This is a genomic window from Roseovarius sp. (assembly GCF_040219995.1).
GTDB lineage: Bacteria > Pseudomonadota > Alphaproteobacteria > Rhodobacterales > Rhodobacteraceae > Roseovarius.
Genome location: NZ_JAVJUC010000014.1, coordinates 78,605 through 98,202, shown reverse-complemented (window position 1 = coordinate 98,202; position 19,598 = coordinate 78,605). Strand labels below are relative to the sequence as shown.

The following is a 19,598-nucleotide window of genomic DNA, read 5'->3' as shown; positions in this document are numbered from 1 at the left end:
GGGAGAGTTCGGATGTTGAAGACCGCTATGATCCGCTGCGTCACGCAAGGCCTCGGGCTCGGGTTCTGCCTTCTCGGGGGATCGGCCGCACTGGCCGCCCCTTGTGGCAATACGGGTCAAGGCTTCGAAAGCTGGAAGGCGGCATTCGCCCGGGAAGCCGCAGCCGAGGGCGTGGGGCCGCGCGGGCTAGAGGCGTTGCAAGGCGCGCGCTACGCGACCCGCACCATCGCGGCGGATCGCAATCAGAAAAGCTTTCGCTATAGCCTGGAGAAGTTCATGCAGGTGCGCGGGGCCGACACCATCGTGGCGCAGGGCCGCAAGCGGCGCGTCCGCGACGCGGCCTTTTATGACGCGCTCGAGCGGCAATATGGGGTGCCCGCCGGGGTTCTCATCGCAATTCACGGCATGGAAACTGGCTTTGGGGGCTTCATGGGCGATACCTCGGTGGTCTCGGCCATCGTCACACTGACCTATGACTGCCGACGCTCGGACTTTTTTCATCCGCATGCCATCGGTGCGCTCAAGCTGGTGGATCGCGGGTCGATTACGGGACAGACTAAGGGTGCGCGACATGGAGAGTTGGGCCATACGCAATTCCTGCCCGGCAATGCTTTGGCTTTCGGCGTCGATGGCAATGGCGACGGACGGGTCGATCTCTACAACCTAACTGATGCCATGGCCTCGACCGCCTATTTCCTGCGGCAGAAGGGATGGCAGCCGGGAGTGGGATATCGTCAAGGCGAGCCCAACTTCGCGGTCATCGAGCAATGGAATGCGGCCTCGGTCTATCAGCAGGCCATCGCCCTAATGGCGGCGCGGATCGACGGGGGCTGACCCCTGCAAGACAAGTCGGGCATATGTGTGCGCCCGATAACTGGTTTCAGAGTGCCAAATACGTGCGGTTTCCAAAACCAACGATAATCGAGGCATGACATGAGCAAACAGAACTTCGGCGAAATCGCCGCCTTGGAATATCACCAGCCCCCCGGGATGGACTTCCCCGATATCGTCGAGGAATTCGACATCGCTTCGCATGCATTGGCGACGCAGGTGCGCAGCTTGACATGGGACGGCGAGGATGTCGCGATCATCGACCGCGAAACCGTGCGCATCGCGCTTGGCTGGTTGCCCCCGGAACGCTCACAGCGCCCGCATTACCTGGTGATCGCCGTTGGCCCACCGGGACGAAAGGCCCGCACCACGCTCGATCCGTCAGCCTACCAGATGCTGTTGCACCGCGCGGTCGAGCGGGTGCGCGATTACCTGCCCTATGACGCAAGATTAACCGGACCTGCCGCACAACCGATCGGCTCGGCTCTGCTGGACAGGACTTTCGAACTGTTATCGGCGACTGCGCCCAAGACCGCGAAGGCCAAGCCCCAGAAGAAACGCCGCCAACCGAAAGCGGAAGACTGGTCCGACGGGGCAATGGATGCCAACGAGGCACGTCGCCTTCCGCAACAGGCCTCTGTGCCCATGCGACTGACCATCATCACCTTCGGTTTGACGCTTTTCATCCATGCGCCGCCGGTGGGCGCTGCGCTGCTGACTTACACCACCTTGCGCGAGGCGCAGCCGTTGCTGTTTGGCTAGAAGGGCGCGTTTGCGCGACCGACATTGAACTGTCGCAGCCAGCAGATATGCTGACAGGGAAAGTCTGCACATACCGCCGGGGGCCCGCATGCTCAAAACCGCGCTACTCGCCGCTGCCGTTTTCGCCCTTCCGCTTGCGGCGGCGGCGCAGCCGTTCAATCTGGTCATCCTCGGCGACATGCCCTATGGCCCGCCAGAGGCCAGCTATCCGCCTTTTGAGGCGCTTATTGAGCGGATCAACGAGACAACACCCGATCTCGTTATACATGTGGGCGACACGAAGTCCGGCGGCAGCCCCTGCACCGACGCGGTACTGGCCGAACAGCTTGATTATATGCAGCGGATTGCCGCGCCCTTGCTCTACACACCCGGCGACAATGAATGGACCGATTGTCATACTGCGCGGGCTGGTGGCTTCGATCCGCGCGAACGCCTCGCCCATATCCGCAGCACCTATTTTGCCACACCCGGCCAGAGCCTGGGGTCCCGTCCCCTGCCCGTCGATAGCCAAGCCGAGGCGGGCTATCCCGAGAACGCCCGGCTGATGCTGCAGGGCGCGATGGTTGTAACCGCACATGTTGTCGGCTCCAACAACGGGTTTGAGCCGCATGACCCTGAAACAGCACTTGAGGCGCTTGCCCGGGATGACGCCAATCGAGCGTGGCTGACCTCCACATTTGCCGCCGCGCAAGAGGCCGAGGCGGGTGCCCTCATTCTCGCCATTCACGGGGACATGTTCGAATTCGGCTTTGGCCCACCCTGGAATGCCGAGGCCTTTCTGCGTCATTCCGGTTTCGCCCGTTTTGCAGAGCTGCTCATCGAGGAGGCCAACCGCTTCGCTCGTCCGGTCCTGCTGACTTATGGCGATAGCCACCGGTTCCGGATGTTTCGGCCCTTTCCCAAAAGGGCGCCGGGGATCATGGCGCTGGAGACCTTCGGGGCAGCGCATATGCATGCGGTTTCGGTAACGGTCGATGCATCCGCGCCCTATCCGTTCAGTGTGCGGCCGCTGCTTAACCCGGAGCAGCCATTGCAGCCTCGCGACTGAGGAGGAGCGCTTCCGGTCTGAGGCGGACAATGCCATGCGCCACGTATCTCGCAAGCGCTTCAATGCGATGTCCGCTCAGCACCAAAACTCGCCTCTCACTTACCGCGCCAATACATAGCTGTGGATCGAGAATACACAGGCCCGTGTTTCCGGCAGGCGCAACACGCATTGTCGCTCGGAGCGCAGATAGGGCAGGTCTGCCGTCTCACTTGGTTGCACGCGCGAGCGGGGCTGATGCAGCACCGCCTCGGCATAGTTGAGCGCGTTGAACCGCCAGAGCGGGCGGCCGGGCTGCACCCCGTCAAAGAGCCGCTGCACCCGCCGCGCGATGCCGTCGTCATATTCGGGCACTGGCACATGGATCCCGGTCAGGGGCCGGCCGATCTTCTCGGCCAGCCGCCAGCTTGCCGGGAAGCACAGCACCGCCGCCGTCAGCACATGTTCCCCGCCGCGCTTTTCCAGCAGGCAGAGATCCTCCTGCACCAGATGCCCGAGCGTGCCCATCGGATCATCGCGGTCGATCGGCACGGTCACACCATCCGGGCGCCGCACCTCATTTGCGGAAATGACATAGCCCGCTCCGTTCTTTGCCAGCCAGTCCAGCACATATTGCAAAAGCTCGGCCATCGCGGGCCCCGCCCCGTCGGTCACGGCCAGCACCTCGTCGCGCCGCTCCGACAACAACCGCGCACGTTCGGCCATTTGTGCGCTGAATGCCTCGTCCACCAACAGCCACTCCGCCATATCGAGCGGCGCGATGCCCGGCAGCGGGCGCTTGGCCTCCACGTCATAGGGCAGGCGTTGCTGCAATATCTCGGTCATTCTCCCTCCGGTCTGTAGCGTGTCACCATGCGGTAATCCTTGCGCGGGCCACGCACCCGCCATGTCACGGTGAACTCCGGCCAATTGCCAAAATCATAGGTGCCGTCATACTGATCCGGGTCGCACCAATGCGCGGTCTCGCCGCCCTCGGGCGGCACATGATGGAAAAACCGGCCATCTTCAAAGGACACCGCCAGATCGCTGTCCCAAGAATACCGCCGCTCCACCTGCATCGGCACATGGCCCGCGATCCGCATCTCGCCGGTCTCGGTATAGGCCAGCCCCGCGCCGTCGCGCACCCAGACCGCGCGGCCCGTCACGGTGGCCCTGCGTCCATCCGCCTCGACCACCTCGCGCGTGAAGCGCCATGCGCCCTCGAAATCCTGCAATCGCCTTGGCCGCATACGCCGCCCTCACCCCGCCTTGCCGTGCTGTGCCTTAGCCACTACAAGCGCGCTCAACCGCTTTCCATACCAATCTGCAAGGACCGCCGATGATTCCCCGCTATTCCCGCCCCGATATGGTCGCCATCTGGGAGCCTGCCACCAAATTCCGCATCTGGTTCGAGATCGAGGCGCATGCCTGTGATGCCATGGCCGATCTGGGCGTGATCCCGCGTGAGAATGCGCAAGCCGTCTGGACAGCCAAGGACGTGGAGTTCGACGTCGCCCGCATCGACGAGATCGAAGCCGAGACGCGCCATGACGTCATTGCCTTCCTCACCCATCTGGCCGAGCATGTGGGCAGTGACGAAGCCCGCTTCGTGCACCAGGGCATGACCTCGTCGGACGTGCTCGACACCTGTTTCAACATCCAGCTGACGCGGGCCGCCGATATCCTGATCGCGGATATGGAGGGGTTGCTCGCGGCATTGAAACGCCGCGCTTATGAGCACAAGGACACCATTCGCATCGGGCGCAGCCACGGCATCCACGCCGAGCCCACCACGATGGGGCTGACCTTTGCCCGTTTCTATGCCGAGATGGACCGCAACCTGACCCGCCTGCGCACCGCGCGCGACGAGATCGCGACCGGGGCCATCTCCGGCGCCGTGGGCACCTTCGCCAATGTCGATCCGCGCGTCGAAGAACATGTCTGCGCGCAGCTTGGCCTCGCGCCCGAGCCGATCAGCACGCAGGTCATCCCGCGTGACCGGCACGCGGCCTTCTTCGCCGCGCTTGGCGTCGTGGCGAGCAGCATCGAGAACGTCGCCACCGAAATCCGCCACATGCAGCGCACCGAGGTGCTGGAGGCGGCCGAATTCTTCTCGATGGGGCAAAAAGGCTCTTCGGCCATGCCGCACAAGAAGAACCCGGTGCTGACCGAAAACCTGACGGGTCTTGCGCGCCTCGTGCGCATGACGGTGGTGCCCGCGATGGAGAACGTGGCCCTCTGGCACGAGCGCGACATCTCGCATTCCTCGGTCGAGCGCAATATCGGCCCCGATGCCACGATCACCCTCGATTTCGCTCTCGCGCGTCTGACCAATGTCATCGACAAATTGATCGTCTATCCTGACAACATGCTGGCCAACATGAACAGGTTCCCGGGCCTCGTGATGTCGCAGCGGGTGCTTCTGGCCCTTACGCAAGCCGGTGTCAGCCGCGAGAACGCCTATCGCCTCGTGCAGCGCAACGCGCTCAAAGTTTGGGAGACGGGCTGCGATTTCAGGACCGAGTTGCTGAATGACGCGGAGGTCACGGCAGCACTCAGCCCAGCCGAAATTGATGAAAAATTCGACTTGGGTTATCACACCAAGCATGTGGACACGATATTTGGACGGGTTTTCGGGGAATCATGATATACTTAAACCCTGTCCAACAGGGAGACATATCATGAAGTTGAAATTCGGACTTGCCGCCCTCGCCCTCGTCGCCATGCCGTCTCTGGCCATGGCGGCCTGCAGTTACGGCAAGGAAAAACAAGCGTTTTCCTGCGCCCAAGGCTCCACCTGGGATAGCGCGACCAATACCTGCGTGCCCACATCGAGCTGATGGAAGAAGGGGCGGGATGATACCCCGCCCCTCTTTCACCGTTCTCCAAATACTCAAACCCGACGGCGCGCCGCTCAGGCCGGCATCCGCTCTTCGACGATGCCCGCCCACCAGCTGCATCCGGCCGGGATTGCCTCGTCGTTGAAGTTGTAGTCGGGATTGTGGACCATCGCCGTGTCGCCATTGCCGACGAGGATATAGGCCCCGGGGCGTTCTTCCAGCATGAAGGCGAAATCCTCGCCGCCCATCACCAGCGGGGCCTCGGCACAGCCACCGCTTACCTTGGCCGCGACCGAGGCGGCAAAGTCCGTCTGCTCCTCGTGGTTGACCATCACCGGATAGCCGCGATGATAGGTCACCTCGGCCTGCCCGCCAAAGCCTGCCGCCACATGCTCGGAAATCGCACGCAGGCGGCTCTCCGCAAGATCGCGCATCTCGGTGCTCATGGTGCGCACGGTGCCGCGCAGATGCACCGATTGCGGGATCACGTTGAACGCGTTCGACGAGGTCTGGAACGAGGTGACCGAGACCACGACCTGATCGACCGGGTCGGCATTGCGGCTGGCAATGGTCTGCAACATCGTCACCATATGCGCGGCCATCACCGTGGGGTCGACCGTCTCCTGCGGCTTGGCGGCATGGCCGCCCTTGCCGGTGATCTCGATATCGAACTGATCGGTCGCGGCAAAGAACGCGCCGGGACGGATCGCAAAGCTGCCGACCGGGCGGCCCGGCCAGTTGTGCATGCCCTAGACCTCCTGGATGCCGATCCGCTCCATCAGCCCGTCGTCGCACATCGCCTTGCCACCGGCCCCGCCCTCTTCGGCGGGCTGGAAGATCACCACGACGGTGCCGTCGAAATTGCGCGTCTCGGCCAGATAGCGCGCGGCACCAAGCAGCATCGCGGTGTGCCCGTCATGGCCGCAAGCATGCATCGCGCCGGGGGTCTTGCTGGCATACTCCACCCCCGTCGCCTCGTGGATGGGCAGCGCGTCCATGTCGGCGCGCAACCCGATCACCTTGCCCGAGCCGGTGGACTTGCCCTTGATCACGCCGACCACGCCGGTGCGCCCGATGCCGGTCACGACCTCGTCACAACCGAACGCCTCCAGCTTTTCGGCCACTAGCGCACTGGTGCGGTGCGTCTCGTAAAGGATCTCGGGATGGGCGTGGATATCGCGTCGCCATTCGGTAATGTCACCGTGCAATTCGGCAAAACGGTTCTTGACGGGCATGCTCTGCACTCCTGTTCGCATTTTGGGATTTCGCATACCGTGGCGCATTCGCGCGGGGTCTACAAGGGGGGCGATTTGCGATATACATTGGCGCGCGGCTCAGTTATGCGTCGCGGCTTGCGCCACGGGCGCACGACTCATGCTCAAGGCCGATTTCTCTGATGATCCCCCAGACACTTTCTTCCGCACTCGCCGCTCGCGGCTATGACACGCTCACCCCCGTTCAGGAGGCCGTGACCGATGCAGCCCTTGGGCAGGCCGACCTTCTGGTTTCGGCGCAGACCGGCTCGGGCAAGACGGTGGGCTTCGGCCTCGCCATCGCTTCGACGCTGATGGGGGATGAGCCCCGGCTGCCACCCGCCGCCGCCCCTCTGGCGCTGATCGTGGCACCCACGCGCGAACTGGCGCTGCAGGTGATGCGCGAGCTGAGCTGGCTTTACGCCGAGACCGGCGCGCGGCTCGTGTCCTGCGTGGGTGGCATGGATGCCCGCGACGAACGCCGCGCACTGGAGCGCGGCGCGCATATCGTGGTGGGCACGCCGGGGCGGCTGTGTGATCACATCAATCGCGGCGCGCTCGACATGGGCAGCCTGCGCGCCGTGGTGCTGGATGAGGCCGACGAAATGCTCGATCTCGGCTTTCGCGAGGATCTCGAATTCATGCTGGCCGCAGCCCCCGAGGGCCGACGCACGCTGATGTTCTCGGCCACCGTGCCGCCGATGATCGCCAAGCTGGCGGAGAAATTCCAGCGGGATGCGACGCGCGTGACCACTCTGGGCGGCGGCAAGCAGCACAGCGACATCGCCTATCAGGCGCTGCGCGTGGCGCCGCAGGATGCCGAAGGCGCGGTGATCAACCTGCTGCGCTATCACGATGCGCAGAACGCCATCGTCTTCGCCAATACCCGCGCCATGGTGGCGCGACTGACGGCCCGGCTGGCCAATCGCGGCTTTGCCGTGGTGTCGCTCTCGGGCGAGCTCAGCCAATCCGAACGCACCCATGCGCTTCAGGCAATGCGCGACGGGCGCGCCAAGGTCTGCGTCGCCACCGATGTCGCCGCGCGCGGCATCGACCTGCCCAATCTCGATCTGGTTGTGCATGCCGAACTGCCCACCAATTCCGAAGGGCTGCTGCACCGGTCGGGCCGCACGGGACGCGCTGGCCGCAAGGGCGTCTCAGCGCTGATCGTGCCGGTGAAGGCGGTGAAAAAGGCCGAACGCCTGCTTAAATTCGCCAAGATCACGGCGGAATGGACCACGCCCCCCACAGCACAGGATATCGAGGCGCAGGACCGTGCGCGGTTGCTGGCCGATCCGGTCTGGTCCGAAGCCCCGTCAGAGACCGAAACAGCCTTTGCCGAAGACCTCCTCACGCTGCACAGCCCGCAAGAGATCGCGGCTGCCTATCTGCGGCTCTATCAGTCGCGTTGGTCCGCGCCCGAAGATCTGAGTGCGCCCGATGCCGCCCAGCCCGCACGCGAGCGCACGCCGTTCGGGCCGAGCACGTGGTTCGCCCTCTCGGTCGGGGCCGGCGACCGTGCCGAGGCGCGCTGGCTGCTGCCGCTCCTGTGCCGGGCCGGCAATCTCGACAAATCCGCCATCGGCGCAATCCGGGTGCAGGACAAGGAAACCTTTGTCGAGCTCAGCGACGCGGCGGTGCCCGGTTTTCAGTCAGCCCTCGGCGCGGATGGCGCGCTCGACGAGGGGATCACGGCGCGCAAGATCGACGGTGCGCCCGATCTCGGCCCTGCTCCGCGTGCCCCGCGCGAAGACCGGGACACGCGCGCGCCCCGCGCCCCGCGCACGGACCGTGCCCCGCGTGACAAGGACGCTGCCCGCCCCGCGCCAAAACCCCGTACACGCCCCGCGCCCAAGCCCGACCGTCTGGAAAAGGCCGTCGAGAGCGGCGCAGTGACGCCCGCGCGCAAGCCCCGGTCTGATGCGCCGAAACCGGCGGAGAAAAGGCCTTGGGCCGATAAGAAACCGGGCAAACCTGCCTATGAGAAGAAGCCCGGCAAGCCGGGGGGCAAGCCGTTCGAGAAGCCCAAGGCCAAGCCTGCGCCGCGCCCCGAGGCCCCAGCGGCACCCGCCAAGCCCAAGCGCAACCCGGCCAGCGATACCTCCAAGCGGTTCACCCCGCCGGGCACCCCGGGAAAACCCGGCAAGCCGGGCAAACCCAAGCCCAAGGGCGCTGCCCCGAAATCGCGGCCAGGGTTCGGCGGCAGCACGCCACCGAAACGGCGCAAGCCGTGAGGCAGCGGGCCCGGTAGGCAATGACGTGAAGCGGTCATCCGGGTGAAGCACCCGCGCGCGACACGGCCGTAAGGCTGGCGCGCACCCTACCCCGCCATGAGCGCCCGTGCCGCCGCGCGGGCCTCTTCGGTGACCCGGTCCCCAGATAGCATCCGCGCCACCTCGTCGATGCGGTCCTGCCCGGCCATCGGGCGGACCGTCGAGAGTGTCATCTCATCCTCGACACGTTTTTCGACGCGCCAGTGATGCGCGCCGCGCGCTGCGACCTGCGGGGAATGGGTGACAACCAGGACCTGACCGCCATCGGCCAGCTGCGCCAGCCTGCGACCGACGGCATCCGCGGTAGCCCCGCCCACGCCCCGGTCGATCTCGTCGAAGATCATGGTAAGGCCACTATCGGTGCCGGTCAGACAGACCTTGAGGGCCAGAAGAAAACGGCTGAGCTCGCCGCCCGAGGCGATCTTGTTCAAGGGGCCAGAGGGTGCACCGGGGTTGGTGGCAACGGTAAAGGTCACCTCGTCGCGGCCCGTGGGGCCGGGCTCTGCAGATCTGATTGCAGTGGTGAAGATCGCGCGCTCCATCTTGAGCGGCGCCAACTCCTCCATCACAGCCTCATCGAGCGCGCGCGCCGCCGTCTGACGCGCGGTGTTCAGCGCCCCGGCCTCGGCCTCGTAAGCGTGACCCGCCGCATCGAGTTCCGCACGCAGCTTTGCCAGATCCGCATCGCCCGCATCAAGTGCCGCGATCTGTTCGCGCAGGTCTCCCGCAAAGGCACCCAGATCATCGGGCAACACCCCATGTTTTCGGGCAAGGGCACGAATGGCAAAGAGACGCTCCTCAGCCTGCTCCAGTTCCAACGGATCAAAGCTCATCGACTCGAGAGCACGCTCTACGCCGCGCCCGGCCTCGTCGAGTTCCACAAGTGCACGGCCAAGGGCAGCGACCGGGGCGTCGAGCGCGCCTTCGGCCTGATCCGACACCCCCTCCAGCCAGCGCAACGCGTCACCCGCCGCGCCTTCGGCACCGTCCGAACCGATGAGCGTCGCGGCGCGTGCGATATCCTCACGAATACGCTCGGCCCCTTGCATCAGTCGGCGGCGGATATCGAGTTCCGCCTCCTCGCCCGGCTGCGGATCAAGGGCGTCGAGTTCCTTGACAGCGTGGCGCAGGAATTCCTCCTCGGCACGCACTTTTTCCAATGCAATCTCGGCCTCTTCCAATGCCTTGCGCGCCTTGGAGCGGGCACTCCAGGCAGCGCGCACCGCATCACGCTGAGGACCAAGCCGGCCGTAGGTATCGAGCATGTCGCGGTGTCCCCTGGGGTCGAGCAGACCGCGATCATCTTGCTGACCGTGTAATTCCACCAGCGTCTCGGACAGCCGCCGCAGCACCTCGCCCGAGGCGCGACGATCGTTGACCCAGGATGTCTTGCGCCCATCAGCGGTATTCACCCGCCGCAGGATCAACTCGTCACTGTCGGGAAAACCCGCCTCCTCCAGAACCGCGCGCGCGGGGTGACCGGGGGCGAGATCAAACACCGCGACGACCTCACCACGCTCAGACCCGGCGCGAACCAAATCGGCCCGCCCACGCCAGCCCAGCACGAACCCGAGGCTGTCCAGAAGGATGGATTTGCCGGCCCCGGTTTCGCCGGTCAGCACGTTGAGGCCGGGCTGAAAACTGAGTTCAAGCCGGTCAATGATCAGCATATCGCGGATTTCAAGCGCGCCCAGCATCCAGTCCACCCGTCGGGCGGGGTATGTCCCCGCCGCCCTTTACAGCCAGCGCCCCTGAACCGTCTGGCGATAGATCTGTCTCAGCCAGTTGTCGCCCGCCGCTTCCAGCGTCAGCCCGCGCCCGGTCAACAGCTTGTAGCTGTCCTCGTACCACTCGGTGCTGCGGAAGTTATGGCCCAGAATGGCCCCCGCGGTACGCGCCTCATCCACGAGGCCAAGCGAGAGATAGGATTCCACCAGCCGGTGCAGCGCCTCTGCGGTATGCGTCGTGGTCTGGAAATCCTCGACCACAACACGGAACCGATTGATCGCCGCGGGGAAATGATCGCGCTTGAGGTAATAGCGCCCGATCTCCATTTCCTTGGAGGCGAGGTGATCGAAGGCGAGATCGAATTTCAGGATCGAAGCATTGGCATATTCACTGTCGGGGTAGCGCTCGATCACCTCCCGAAGCGCCTGCAACGCCTGAAAGGTCAGGCCCTGATCGCGCCCGACCTCGTCGATCTGGTCGTAATAGCTCAGCGCGAGAAGATACTGCGCATAGGCCGCATCCTCGTCGGTCGGGTAGAAGTCGATAAAGCGCTGTGCGGCAGCGCGGCTCTGCTCGTAATCCTTGTCCCGGTGATAGGCAAAGGCCTGCATGATCACCGCCCGCTTGGCGAGATCGGAATAGGGATAAAGCCGCTCGACCTCGGAGAAGCTCTTGGCGGCCAGAGCAGGATCGTTCTGTGCCAGGTCGTACTCTCCGCGCTCGAAAATCTGCTGCGCGGTGTAACTCTCATAATTCACCGTGCCGCGCTCGACGCTCTCTTTATCCCCGCATCCGGCCACCGCCAAAGCCGCCAAGGCGGCACCGATCAGCGTGGCCCGGGACTTGCCCTTACTCATGCGCGTTCTCACTCCAGATTTCTTTAGGCGGGGTCCAACCCCGCACGTTGCCTTGGTCCTAGCACAGAAATTTCCGGTGCAAAACGCCTTTGGCGCATTTCGCGACGCATGCGTGTCAGGCGACCTTCAAAATCTCAGCGAGATCTGACCTACGGCAGAAGGAGCGGCACTTCGAGCGCTCACGCACAAAACTACCATCGCGCAAACAAAGCACTTTTCCCTGACAGACCGATAACCGCATCCTCGAAGACGCTGGCGAACGCGATGGCAATGGAGCGTCCGGCTCTGGACGCGCACGCCGGACCCTTTTGTACCTCGATCGTGCCCAGCACCAGATGTGCGGTTTTGCCGGGATGCAGGCCAGCCCCCTCGAAAACCACCGGATGGTTCGGTTCTTGGCGCGGGTCGGTGGACTTTTTATATCTGCCTCAAGAGGTCTGGGTGCAGCGGATCAGTGCCTCGACTCAATCTTGCGACCGTTCGAAACACGCCGTTGCAAGGCTTGCCCAGCTCTTCACCCACCCGTAGGACACGCTTCCAATCAAACCAAAAAGACCGCCCTGACGGACGGCCCTTTTGCTTGACTGACACATGGAAGTCAGTTGGCCTGACGTCTCAGAAACGCCGGAATTTCAATCTGCTCATCCTCGTCCTGCACCCGTGGGGCCGCCTGATGCGCGGGAGCGGATTGCACCTGCGGTTGCTGACGTGCCGGACGCTGTGCCTCTGCGGCACCGCCGTGCCCGGTCATGCGATTGATCAGGGAATTGATGCCAAAACGCTGCTGACGCTCTTCACTGGCGGCCGTCTGAGGTGCAGACGCGGACTGCTCTGCCCGTTGCGGCGAGGGTTGCGACGACGCCCGACCGACGGCGACCTGCAAGCGTTGCAGCGCTTCGGGCGAGGGCGTGCCGGGTGCCGGTGCTCGCGGAGCGACAAAGCTTTCGGCCTCATCTTCGGCTTCAAACTCTGCAGCGGGTGCAAATTCCTCGACCCGGGGCTGGTAGGCAGGCGGCGGCAGACCGGCGTCATCTTCTTCAAAGATGTCTTCCATCTGGTCCTCGGCGGCGGCGCGCTGCGCGTCCACCTGTTCAAACAGTGACGGCTCTTGTGCGTCGGTGCGGGCCGCGACGGGCTCCACGACGTGATCGCTTGCATCCACTTCGACTGCTTCGGGCTGCTTGAGCGGCTGCGCCAGCGAGCGGCGCGGCAGCGGCGTCTCGAGCGTCTCGCTCGCGTCGATACCGGTGGCCACGACGCTGACGCGCATCGCGCCTTCCATCGACGGATCGAGTGTGGAGCCGACGATGATATTTGCGTCGGGATCCACTTCCTCGCGGATGCGGTTGGCGGCTTCATCGAGCTCGAACAGCGTGAGGTCATGCCCGCCGGTGATGTTGATCAACACGCCCTTGGCACCGCGCAGGCTGATCTCGTCGAGAAGCGGGTTCGCTATCGCCTTTTCGGCGGCCTGGATGGCGCGGTCCTCACCGCTGTCCTCGCCGGTGCCCATCATCGCCTTGCCCATCTCGTCCATCACCGCACGAACGTCGGCGAAATCGAGGTTGATGAGGCCCGGGCGCACCATAAGATCGGTCACGCCCTTGACGCCTTGATAGAGCACGTCATCGGCCATGCTGAACGCCTCGGTGAAGGTCGTCTTTTCATTGGCCAGACGGAACAGGTTCTGGTTGGGGATGATGATCAGCGTATCGACCATCTTCTGCAGTGCATCGACCCCGTCCTCGGCCTGACGCATCCGCTTGGCACCCTCGAACTGGAAGGGCTTGGTCACGACACCCACGGTCAGCACGCCCAGCTCGCGCGCGGCCTGCGCGATGATCGGAGCCGCCCCGGTGCCGGTGCCGCCGCCCATCCCGGCGGTGATGAAGCACATATGCGCCCCCGCCAGATGATCGACGATCTGCTCGATGCTTTCTTCGGCAGCGGCGGCCCCAACCGAGGCGCGTGCGCCCGCGCCCAGCCCCTCGGTCACCTTCACGCCAAGCTGCACGCGATGTTCCGCGTTCGACTGGCTCAGCGCCTGCGCATCGGTATTGGCCACCACGAAATCCACACCATCGAGCTGTTTCTCGATCATGTTGTTCACGGCATTGCCACCCGCCCCACCGACACCAAAGACGGTGATCCGGGGCTTGAGCTCATCATGTCCGGGCATTGAAAGGTTGAGTGTCATTGCTCTATCCGCCTGTCGTTATGGCCACGTTTTCGGGCCGATTTCCGCCTGATTGGGTCCATTCTTACCGATGGATAGCCCAATCGTCACCAAAAAAACACCGTTTGACTACCAAATATGGCCACTTTTCTTGCCTTTTCTGCGGGATTTCGCCGATAACGCCACATATTGCGGTTACCAGTTATCCTTGAACCACTTGACCGCCCGCTTGAGAGAGCGCGCCGGATAGCGATCCACGGGAATCTCGAAATCCCACCATTCATCCTGCGGGTTGGCCGCGAACAGGCACATGCCCACCGCACTGGCAAAGCCCGCACCGGTCGCCGCCTGCGGCAATCCATGCACCCGCAAGGGCCGCCCAAGCCGCACCTGTTGCCCCAAAATCTTGCTGGCCAGCCCATCAAGACCGGGAATCTGGCTACCACCACCGGTCAGCACGATCTGCTGGCTGGGCAGGTGATCAAAGCCCGCCGCATCGAGCCGGGCGCGCACCTCTTCGAGGATTTCCTCGACCCGGGGACGCATGATGCCGATCAGTTCGGCGCGGCTGACCTGTCGGCGATCATGTTCGTAATCGCCGGTATCGCCACCGATCTCGATCATCTCACGGTCATCCATTCCGGTGGCGACAACGCCGCCGTAAAACGTCTTTATGCGCTCGGCCGTGGCCTGCGGCACCTGCAGACCCATGGAAATGTCGCTGGTGACGTGATCGCCGCCCATCCGCACGCTGTCGGAATAGATCATGTGTTTCTTGATGAAGATCGACACCCCGGCTGTACCGCCGCCAAGGTCGATACAAGCCGCGCCCAGTTCCTGTTCGTCCTCTACAAGAGCCGCGATGCCCGAGACATAGGCCGAACTTGCCACGCCTGCGAGTTCCAGATCACACCGCTTGACGCAATGCGCGAGGTTCTGGATCGCGGCGCCATCCACGGTCAGCATGTGCATGTCGGTGGACAGCACCTGCCCCATCTGCCCGCGCGGATCAATCAGCCCGGTTCGGTGATCGAGCGCGAAATTCACCGGTTGTGCGTGCAGCACCTCGCGCCCCTCGCCGTAATCGGGCACGTCGCAGGCGCTCAGCACGCGGCTGATATCCTGCTCGCTGACGGTATGCCCCTCAAGCTCGACCTGACCGGCAAGGCCGTAGCTGCGCGGCTCTGCCCCGGAAAAGCAGGCAATCACGTGATCGACCCGGATGTTGGCCATTTTCTGCGCCGCCTGCACAGCGGTGCGAATGGCACGTTCTGTCTCGACCATGGCATCGATCTCGCCGAAACGCACCCCGCGCGAACGGGTGGTCGCGGCCCCGATCACCCGGAACCCGGCCTGCCCGGCCATGCGGCCCACCTCTTCGGCCTCGCCGAGGCGGCCGGTGCCGTCGAACCGCAGCACGAGACAGGCGATCTTGGAGGTCCCCACATCCAGCACCGCCACCACGCCGCGCTGCAAAGCCGCCTTGCGCATCGCGCGCATTGCCCTTTGGGATTCGTATAGCTCGATCATCTTCAGTCTGCCCCTGACGTCATGCTTGTTATGCGCCACCATTCCTCGGTGGCATAGTCGCTGAGGCGGACCGTCGGACGCGCACCGATCCGCATGTCGATGGCAACGAGGTCGCGATCCAGCATGTCATGTGCCGCGTTGAGCACGATCACCCGTTCAAGCGCGCGCACGGGTTCGTCTTCCGGCAAGAGAATGCGCTTGCCATCATGCAGCACAAGGTCCCATCTACGCTCGCCCATGCGCACCAGTCCGCGAATATCCTGCCCGAGCGGCCGCGCCGCCTGCAATATGTCCAGCGCCTGCGCAACGTGCGCGGCGGCTCCATCTCCGGTCATCACCGGCAGATCGGGTCGCGCAGCGCGGGAGGTCACACTGGCGATGCTCTCGCCCTCGATATCGACCACATCTATGCCATCGCGCGTCCGCCACAGCGCTACCGGCTGACGTTCGGCAATCTCGACCGCAAGAACGCCGCCTTGCCGGATGCGCACATTGGCCTGCGCCACGGCAGGCAACTCCTCCAGCATGGTGCGGATTGCCGGCAGGTCGAGATCGAAGGAACTGGCGGGCAGGTCGTAGGGGAAAATCTCGTGGATATCCGCCTGCACACTCTCGCTCGCACCGTCGATCGCCATGAGGCGCACCATGAATTCGGGCCGCGTTTCGATCTGGCGGCGGATCTCGGCGACCTGATCGGTCAGCGCCACGCGCCGCCCCTCATCCGCCAGGTAGCCTGCACAGAGCCCCGCCACCACCAGCACAGGCAACCCCACGCGCAACAGCCTGCGATAGAGCGGCGTCAGCATCAGGCGCTGAAACCGGTAGCTCAGCCGCGAGGGGGCGGGGTCGATACGGGGAATCACCTGTCGCATGAGGCATCCTCCACCATCCAGCGGCACAACTCGGGAAAGGAAATTCCCACCACCTGCGCCTGTTCCGGGCTGAGTGAGGTGGGCGTCATGCCCGGTTGCGTATTCGTCTCAAGCAGGATCAGCCCGTCCAAGCCGCGCGGTTCGTCCCAGCGAAAATCCGTCCGGCTGAGCCCGCGACAGCCGAGCGCCTCATGCGCGCGCAGGGCATAGTCCATACAGGCGTCGAAAATCTCTTGCGGGACCGCGGCGGGCACCACGTGGCGCGACCCGCCGGGTTTGTATTTTGCGTCGTAGTCATACCAGCCATCGGTCAGGATATCGGTGACCGTCAGCGCGCGGTCCCCCATCACTGTGGTGGTCAACTCGCGCCCCGGCGCATAGGCCTCCACCATCACCGTCTCGGGCATGTCATCCGCAAGCTGCGGCGGGCCGTTGGCGGCCTCCTGCACCAGATAGACGCCGACCGAAGAGCCCTCATTGTTGGGTTTCACGACATAGGGCGGCACCATCACATGACGTGCCCGCACGTCGTCGCGCGGGGCGAGCACGCTATCCACCACCGGCAGCCCGGCGGCGCGATAGGCGGATTTGGTGCGTTCCTTGTCCATCGCCAGCGACGAGGCCAGAACGCCCGAATGGGTATAGGGGAGGCACAACCATTCCAGCAGGCCCTGCACGCAGCCATCCTCGCCCCAGCGGCCATGCAGAGCGTTGAAGACGACATCGGGGGAAATCTCGGACAGGCGTGCAGGAAGATCGCGGTCTGCATCGACCTCGACCACTTCAAACCCTGCCTCCCTCAATGCGGCGGCGCATTCGCGACCCGTGGACAGAGACACCTCGCGTTCCGCCGAGGGGCCACCCATGATCACCGCAATTCTGGAGGCTGTTCTGCTCGAACCAACCACCTTGTGCCTCAATATATCGGGCCGTTTCACACAGCCTCGGTTATCGTTTTCTTTAGTCTGCCTGTAGGCTTTCGCCCGGGGCCGGTTCACCGACCCTCATGATTTCCCACTGTAACGCTATTCCACTGTTTTGGAAAACCCTTTTTCGAACTTCTTCGCCCAGACCTTCGAGATCAGCGGCGGTCGCGTCGCCGGTGTTGATCAGAAAATTGGGGTGCTTCTCGCTCATCTGCGCACCGCCGCGCCGCGCGCCGCGCAAACCGGCGTCGTCGATGACCTTCCAGGCCTTGAGATCATGGACATCATCAGCGCGGCCCGTCGAGGAAAACCCGGCGGGGTTGCGAAAGGTGCTGCCCGCGCTGCGGTCCTTGGTGGGTTGCGTCGCGTCGCGACGGGCGAGTTGCTCTTCCATCCGGGCCAGCAGGACCTCGGGCGCGCCGGACTGCCCCTCGAACGTGGCTTCGGTGATGACGCAGCCCGCGGGCAGGTCACTATGGCGATAGGCAAAGTTCAGATCCTGCGGGGTGAGGGTCAACTGCACGCCGTCCCGCGTCACCGCCCGCGCCTCGATCAGGTGATCCGCCACATACGCGCCGTAGCAGCCCGCATTCATGCGCACCGCGCCGCCGATGCTGCCGGGGATGGTGCGCAGGAAGGTGAGGTCCACCCCCGCTTCCGCCGCGCGCCGCGCCACATGCGCATCGAGCGCGGCCGCCCCGGCGATGACGCGGTTGCCCTCGACGCGGATATGGTTAAAGCCGCGCCCGAGGCGGATCACCACGCCGCGCATCCCGCCATCGCGCACGATGAGATTGCTGCCCACGCCCATCGGGAAAACCGGGATGTCAGGGGCGAGTGCCGCCAGAAACTCTGCGAGATCCTCCGGGTCGGCAGGCTGGAACAGCCACTCCGCCGGGCCACCCACGCGCAGCCATGTCAGGTCGGATAGCGGGCGGTCGGGCGTCACCCGGCCCCGGGTCTGTGGAAGCTCTGTCATGTTACCGCTTTTGCCTTGCACCGCACGAAAGGTAAAGAGCGCCGCAACGGCCTTGCAAGGCCGTTGGACAAGCCGTTTGAAACGGCTTGCAATCGTTTTGCAAAACGATTGCGCCTAACCCAGCCGGCGGCGCAGCCATCGGCCCAGATAGACCACCGGCCAGCGCAGCACGCTCATCCCGGCTGCCAGCACCAGCAGGCCGATCCATGGTCCGTTCTGATAGGTCACGAACCCCAGAATGGGCACACCAATCGCGATCAGCACATAGGCCCGTCGCCAGTGATTGTCGCGCGAAGGCAGCGTCGCCAGCACATTCGCGACGACCGCCCAGAGACAGGCCAGAGCCAGCGAGAGCGTCATCCTGCCCCTCCCGCAAAGCTTGCGGTCAGCGCGGCCAGAGCCGCCAGAAGGCCGAAGACCGGCACCGCCATCGGCACCCGGAAGGCGGCATCCGGACTTGTGCGCTTCATCGCGATCAGCGCCGCGTTGACCAGCACGAAAACGGTCAGGAGCAGCGTCGAGGTCAGCCCCGCGAGATCTGCCACCGGCAACAGGAGCGCCCCCGCGATCACCGCTGCGCCAATCAGAAGCGTCGCGCGCAGGGGGGTGCCGAAGCGCAGATGGGCGTGATGGAAGCCCGCGAGCGCAGTGCTGCGCCGCCCGAGGCCGAAGAGCACCCGGCTTGCCATCACCATCTGCGCCAGCACGCCATTGAGCGCCGCCGCCACCGCGATGAGCGAGAGAAACGCCGCACTGCCGCCGCGCCCCGCCTGCCAGACCAGCGCCAGTGGCTGTTCGCTGCCGCCGAGCGTGGCGAGCGGCACGGCGCGCACCGCCGCCACGCTGACCAGCGCGTAGAGCGCGCTGGTGATCACCAGTGACAACAGGATCGCGCGGGGCAGGATGCGTTCGGGCTCGCGCACCTCCTCGGCCATGTTGACGATATCCTCGAAGCCGATGAAAGCGAAGAAAGCCAGCACCGCACCTGCCATGACGCCGGACCAGACCAGATCGCCGCCCATCTGCCAGTCGGGAGCAGGCACGGCGGTGAATCCTGCAAAGACCACCATCGCCAGCCCCGCCACCTCGACCACGGTGAAAATCGCTGCGAGAGCAAGACTTTCGAGCACGCCCGCAACCGCCACCGCCATCAGCGCCAGCCCGAGGACCACTACCGAAGGCGTGAACGGCAGCCCCGTCACAGCCCCCAGATAGCCCACCCCGCCGCGCAGCACCGCCGCCGCCGAAATGGCCCCCGCCGCGACGATCGCGAGGCCCACGGCCGTGCCGAGCCAGGGCAGGCTCAACCCCTTGGCGACGAAGATCGCCTCGCCCGCCGCCTCGGGCAGACGGGTGGAAAATTCTGCATAGCTGAGCGCCGTGGGGGCCGCAATCACGCCTGCCAGGATGAAAGCGAGCGGGGCCCAGATGCCCGCTTCGGCCACCACCGCGCCGACCAGCACGTAGATCCCCGCGCCCACCATGACCCCCACGCCATAGGCGGTCAGGAGGCCCAGACCGATCCGGCGTTTGAGGGTCTCTGCCAT

Annotated in this window: 17 protein-coding genes and 1 pseudogene; 6 read left to right on the top strand and 12 right to left on the bottom strand. The window is 64.6% G+C overall.

All coding sequences use genetic code 11. The features are described 5' to 3' along the window. Nucleotides 1–27: 27 nt before the first annotated feature. The 3 genes from RID11_RS04630 (at nt 28) to RID11_RS04620 (ending at nt 2,641) form a co-directional block, all read left to right on the top strand. The gene (locus RID11_RS04630) at nt 28–834 is read left to right on the top strand and encodes a lytic murein transglycosylase (protein ID WP_350137717.1); all 807 of its coding nucleotides are present in this window, start codon (nt 28–30) and stop codon (nt 832–834) included. 99 nt (nt 835–933) lie between these two features. Continuing rightward, nucleotides 934–1,593 (top strand): hypothetical protein, encoded by a 660-nt coding sequence (locus RID11_RS04625; RefSeq protein WP_350136262.1) that lies wholly within the window; start codon nt 934–936, stop codon nt 1,591–1,593. A gap of 88 nt (nt 1,594–1,681) precedes the next feature. Next, nucleotides 1,682–2,641: a metallophosphoesterase gene (locus RID11_RS04620; protein WP_350136261.1), complete on the top strand. Its 960-nt coding sequence runs from the start codon at nt 1,682–1,684 to the stop codon at nt 2,639–2,641. A gap of 99 nt (nt 2,642–2,740) precedes the next feature. Here RID11_RS04620 and RID11_RS04615 read toward each other — a convergent pair whose 3' ends face one another. Continuing rightward, nucleotides 2,741–3,463 (bottom strand): heme-dependent oxidative N-demethylase family protein, encoded by a 723-nt coding sequence (locus RID11_RS04615; RefSeq protein WP_350136260.1) that lies wholly within the window; start codon nt 3,461–3,463, stop codon nt 2,741–2,743. After that, nucleotides 3,460–3,867, bottom strand: coding sequence for a DUF6314 family protein (locus RID11_RS04610; RefSeq protein ID WP_350136259.1), 408 nt, complete (start codon nt 3,865–3,867; stop codon nt 3,460–3,462). The genes RID11_RS04615 and RID11_RS04610 overlap by 4 nt, the downstream gene beginning before the upstream one ends. Nucleotides 3,868–3,956: 89 nt before the next feature. On the opposite strand from RID11_RS04610, the gene purB reads away from it, so the two are divergent. Both purB and RID11_RS04600 read left to right on the top strand, forming a co-directional pair. Continuing rightward, entirely contained in the window at nt 3,957–5,264 is a 1,308-nt protein-coding gene (gene purB, locus RID11_RS04605; RefSeq protein WP_350136258.1) for an adenylosuccinate lyase, read from the top strand. 34 nt (nt 5,265–5,298) lie between these two features. Then, the gene (locus RID11_RS04600) at nt 5,299–5,457 is read left to right on the top strand and encodes a hypothetical protein (RefSeq protein ID WP_162838257.1); all 159 of its coding nucleotides are present in this window, start codon (nt 5,299–5,301) and stop codon (nt 5,455–5,457) included. A 74-nt stretch (nt 5,458–5,531) separates the two neighbouring features. Here RID11_RS04600 and RID11_RS04595 read toward each other — a convergent pair. Continuing rightward, nucleotides 5,532–6,692: pseudogene (locus tag RID11_RS04595) on the bottom strand (M20 aminoacylase family protein). Between the two features lie 161 nt (nt 6,693–6,853). Here RID11_RS04595 and RID11_RS04590 point away from each other — a divergent pair. Continuing rightward, nucleotides 6,854–8,944 carry a DEAD/DEAH box helicase gene (locus RID11_RS04590; protein WP_350136257.1) on the top strand — a complete coding sequence of 697 codons (2,091 nt, stop codon included), beginning with the start codon at nt 6,854–6,856 and terminating at the stop codon, nt 8,942–8,944. 86 nt (nt 8,945–9,030) lie between these two features. On the opposite strand, the gene recN is transcribed toward RID11_RS04590, so the two are convergent. The 9 genes from recN to RID11_RS04545 all read right to left on the bottom strand — a co-directional run bounded on the left by recN (nt 9,031) and on the right by RID11_RS04545 (nt 19,598). Then, a complete protein-coding gene (recN, locus tag RID11_RS04585; protein ID WP_350137714.1) occupies nt 9,031–10,680 on the bottom strand; it encodes a DNA repair protein RecN in 1,650 nt (549 codons plus the stop codon). 39 nt (nt 10,681–10,719) lie between these two features. After that, on the bottom strand, nt 10,720–11,568 hold the full coding sequence (locus RID11_RS04580) for an outer membrane protein assembly factor BamD (RefSeq protein WP_350136256.1): 849 nt from the start codon (nt 11,566–11,568) through the stop codon (nt 10,720–10,722). A 598-nt stretch (nt 11,569–12,166) separates the two neighbouring features. Next, nucleotides 12,167–13,765, bottom strand: coding sequence for a cell division protein FtsZ (gene ftsZ / locus RID11_RS04575; protein ID WP_350136255.1), 1,599 nt, complete (start codon nt 13,763–13,765; stop codon nt 12,167–12,169). Between the two features lie 174 nt (nt 13,766–13,939). Further along, entirely contained in the window at nt 13,940–15,274 is a 1,335-nt protein-coding gene (gene ftsA, locus RID11_RS04570; RefSeq protein ID WP_350136254.1) for a cell division protein FtsA, read from the bottom strand. 2 nt (nt 15,275–15,276) lie between these two features. Next, nucleotides 15,277–16,146, bottom strand: a complete 870-nt coding sequence (locus tag RID11_RS04565) for a cell division protein FtsQ/DivIB (RefSeq protein WP_350136253.1) — start codon at nt 16,144–16,146, stop codon at nt 15,277–15,279. Then, on the bottom strand, nt 16,134–17,012 hold the full coding sequence (locus tag RID11_RS04560; protein ID WP_502949336.1) for a D-alanine--D-alanine ligase: 879 nt from the start codon (nt 17,010–17,012) through the stop codon (nt 16,134–16,136). The genes RID11_RS04565 and RID11_RS04560 overlap by 13 nt, the downstream gene beginning before the upstream one ends. Nucleotides 17,013–17,106: 94 nt before the next feature. After that, nucleotides 17,107–18,051 carry a UDP-N-acetylmuramate dehydrogenase gene (gene murB / locus RID11_RS04555; protein ID WP_350136251.1) on the bottom strand — a complete coding sequence of 315 codons (945 nt, stop codon included), beginning with the start codon at nt 18,049–18,051 and terminating at the stop codon, nt 17,107–17,109. Nucleotides 18,052–18,165: 114 nt separating this feature from the next. Continuing rightward, complete coding sequence (locus RID11_RS04550) at nt 18,166–18,411, bottom strand: DUF2484 family protein (RefSeq protein ID WP_350136250.1); 246 nt, start codon at nt 18,409–18,411, stop codon at nt 18,166–18,168. Next, nucleotides 18,408–19,598, bottom strand: a complete 1,191-nt coding sequence (locus RID11_RS04545) for an APC family permease (protein WP_350136249.1) — start codon at nt 19,596–19,598, stop codon at nt 18,408–18,410. The genes RID11_RS04550 and RID11_RS04545 overlap by 4 nt, the downstream gene beginning before the upstream one ends.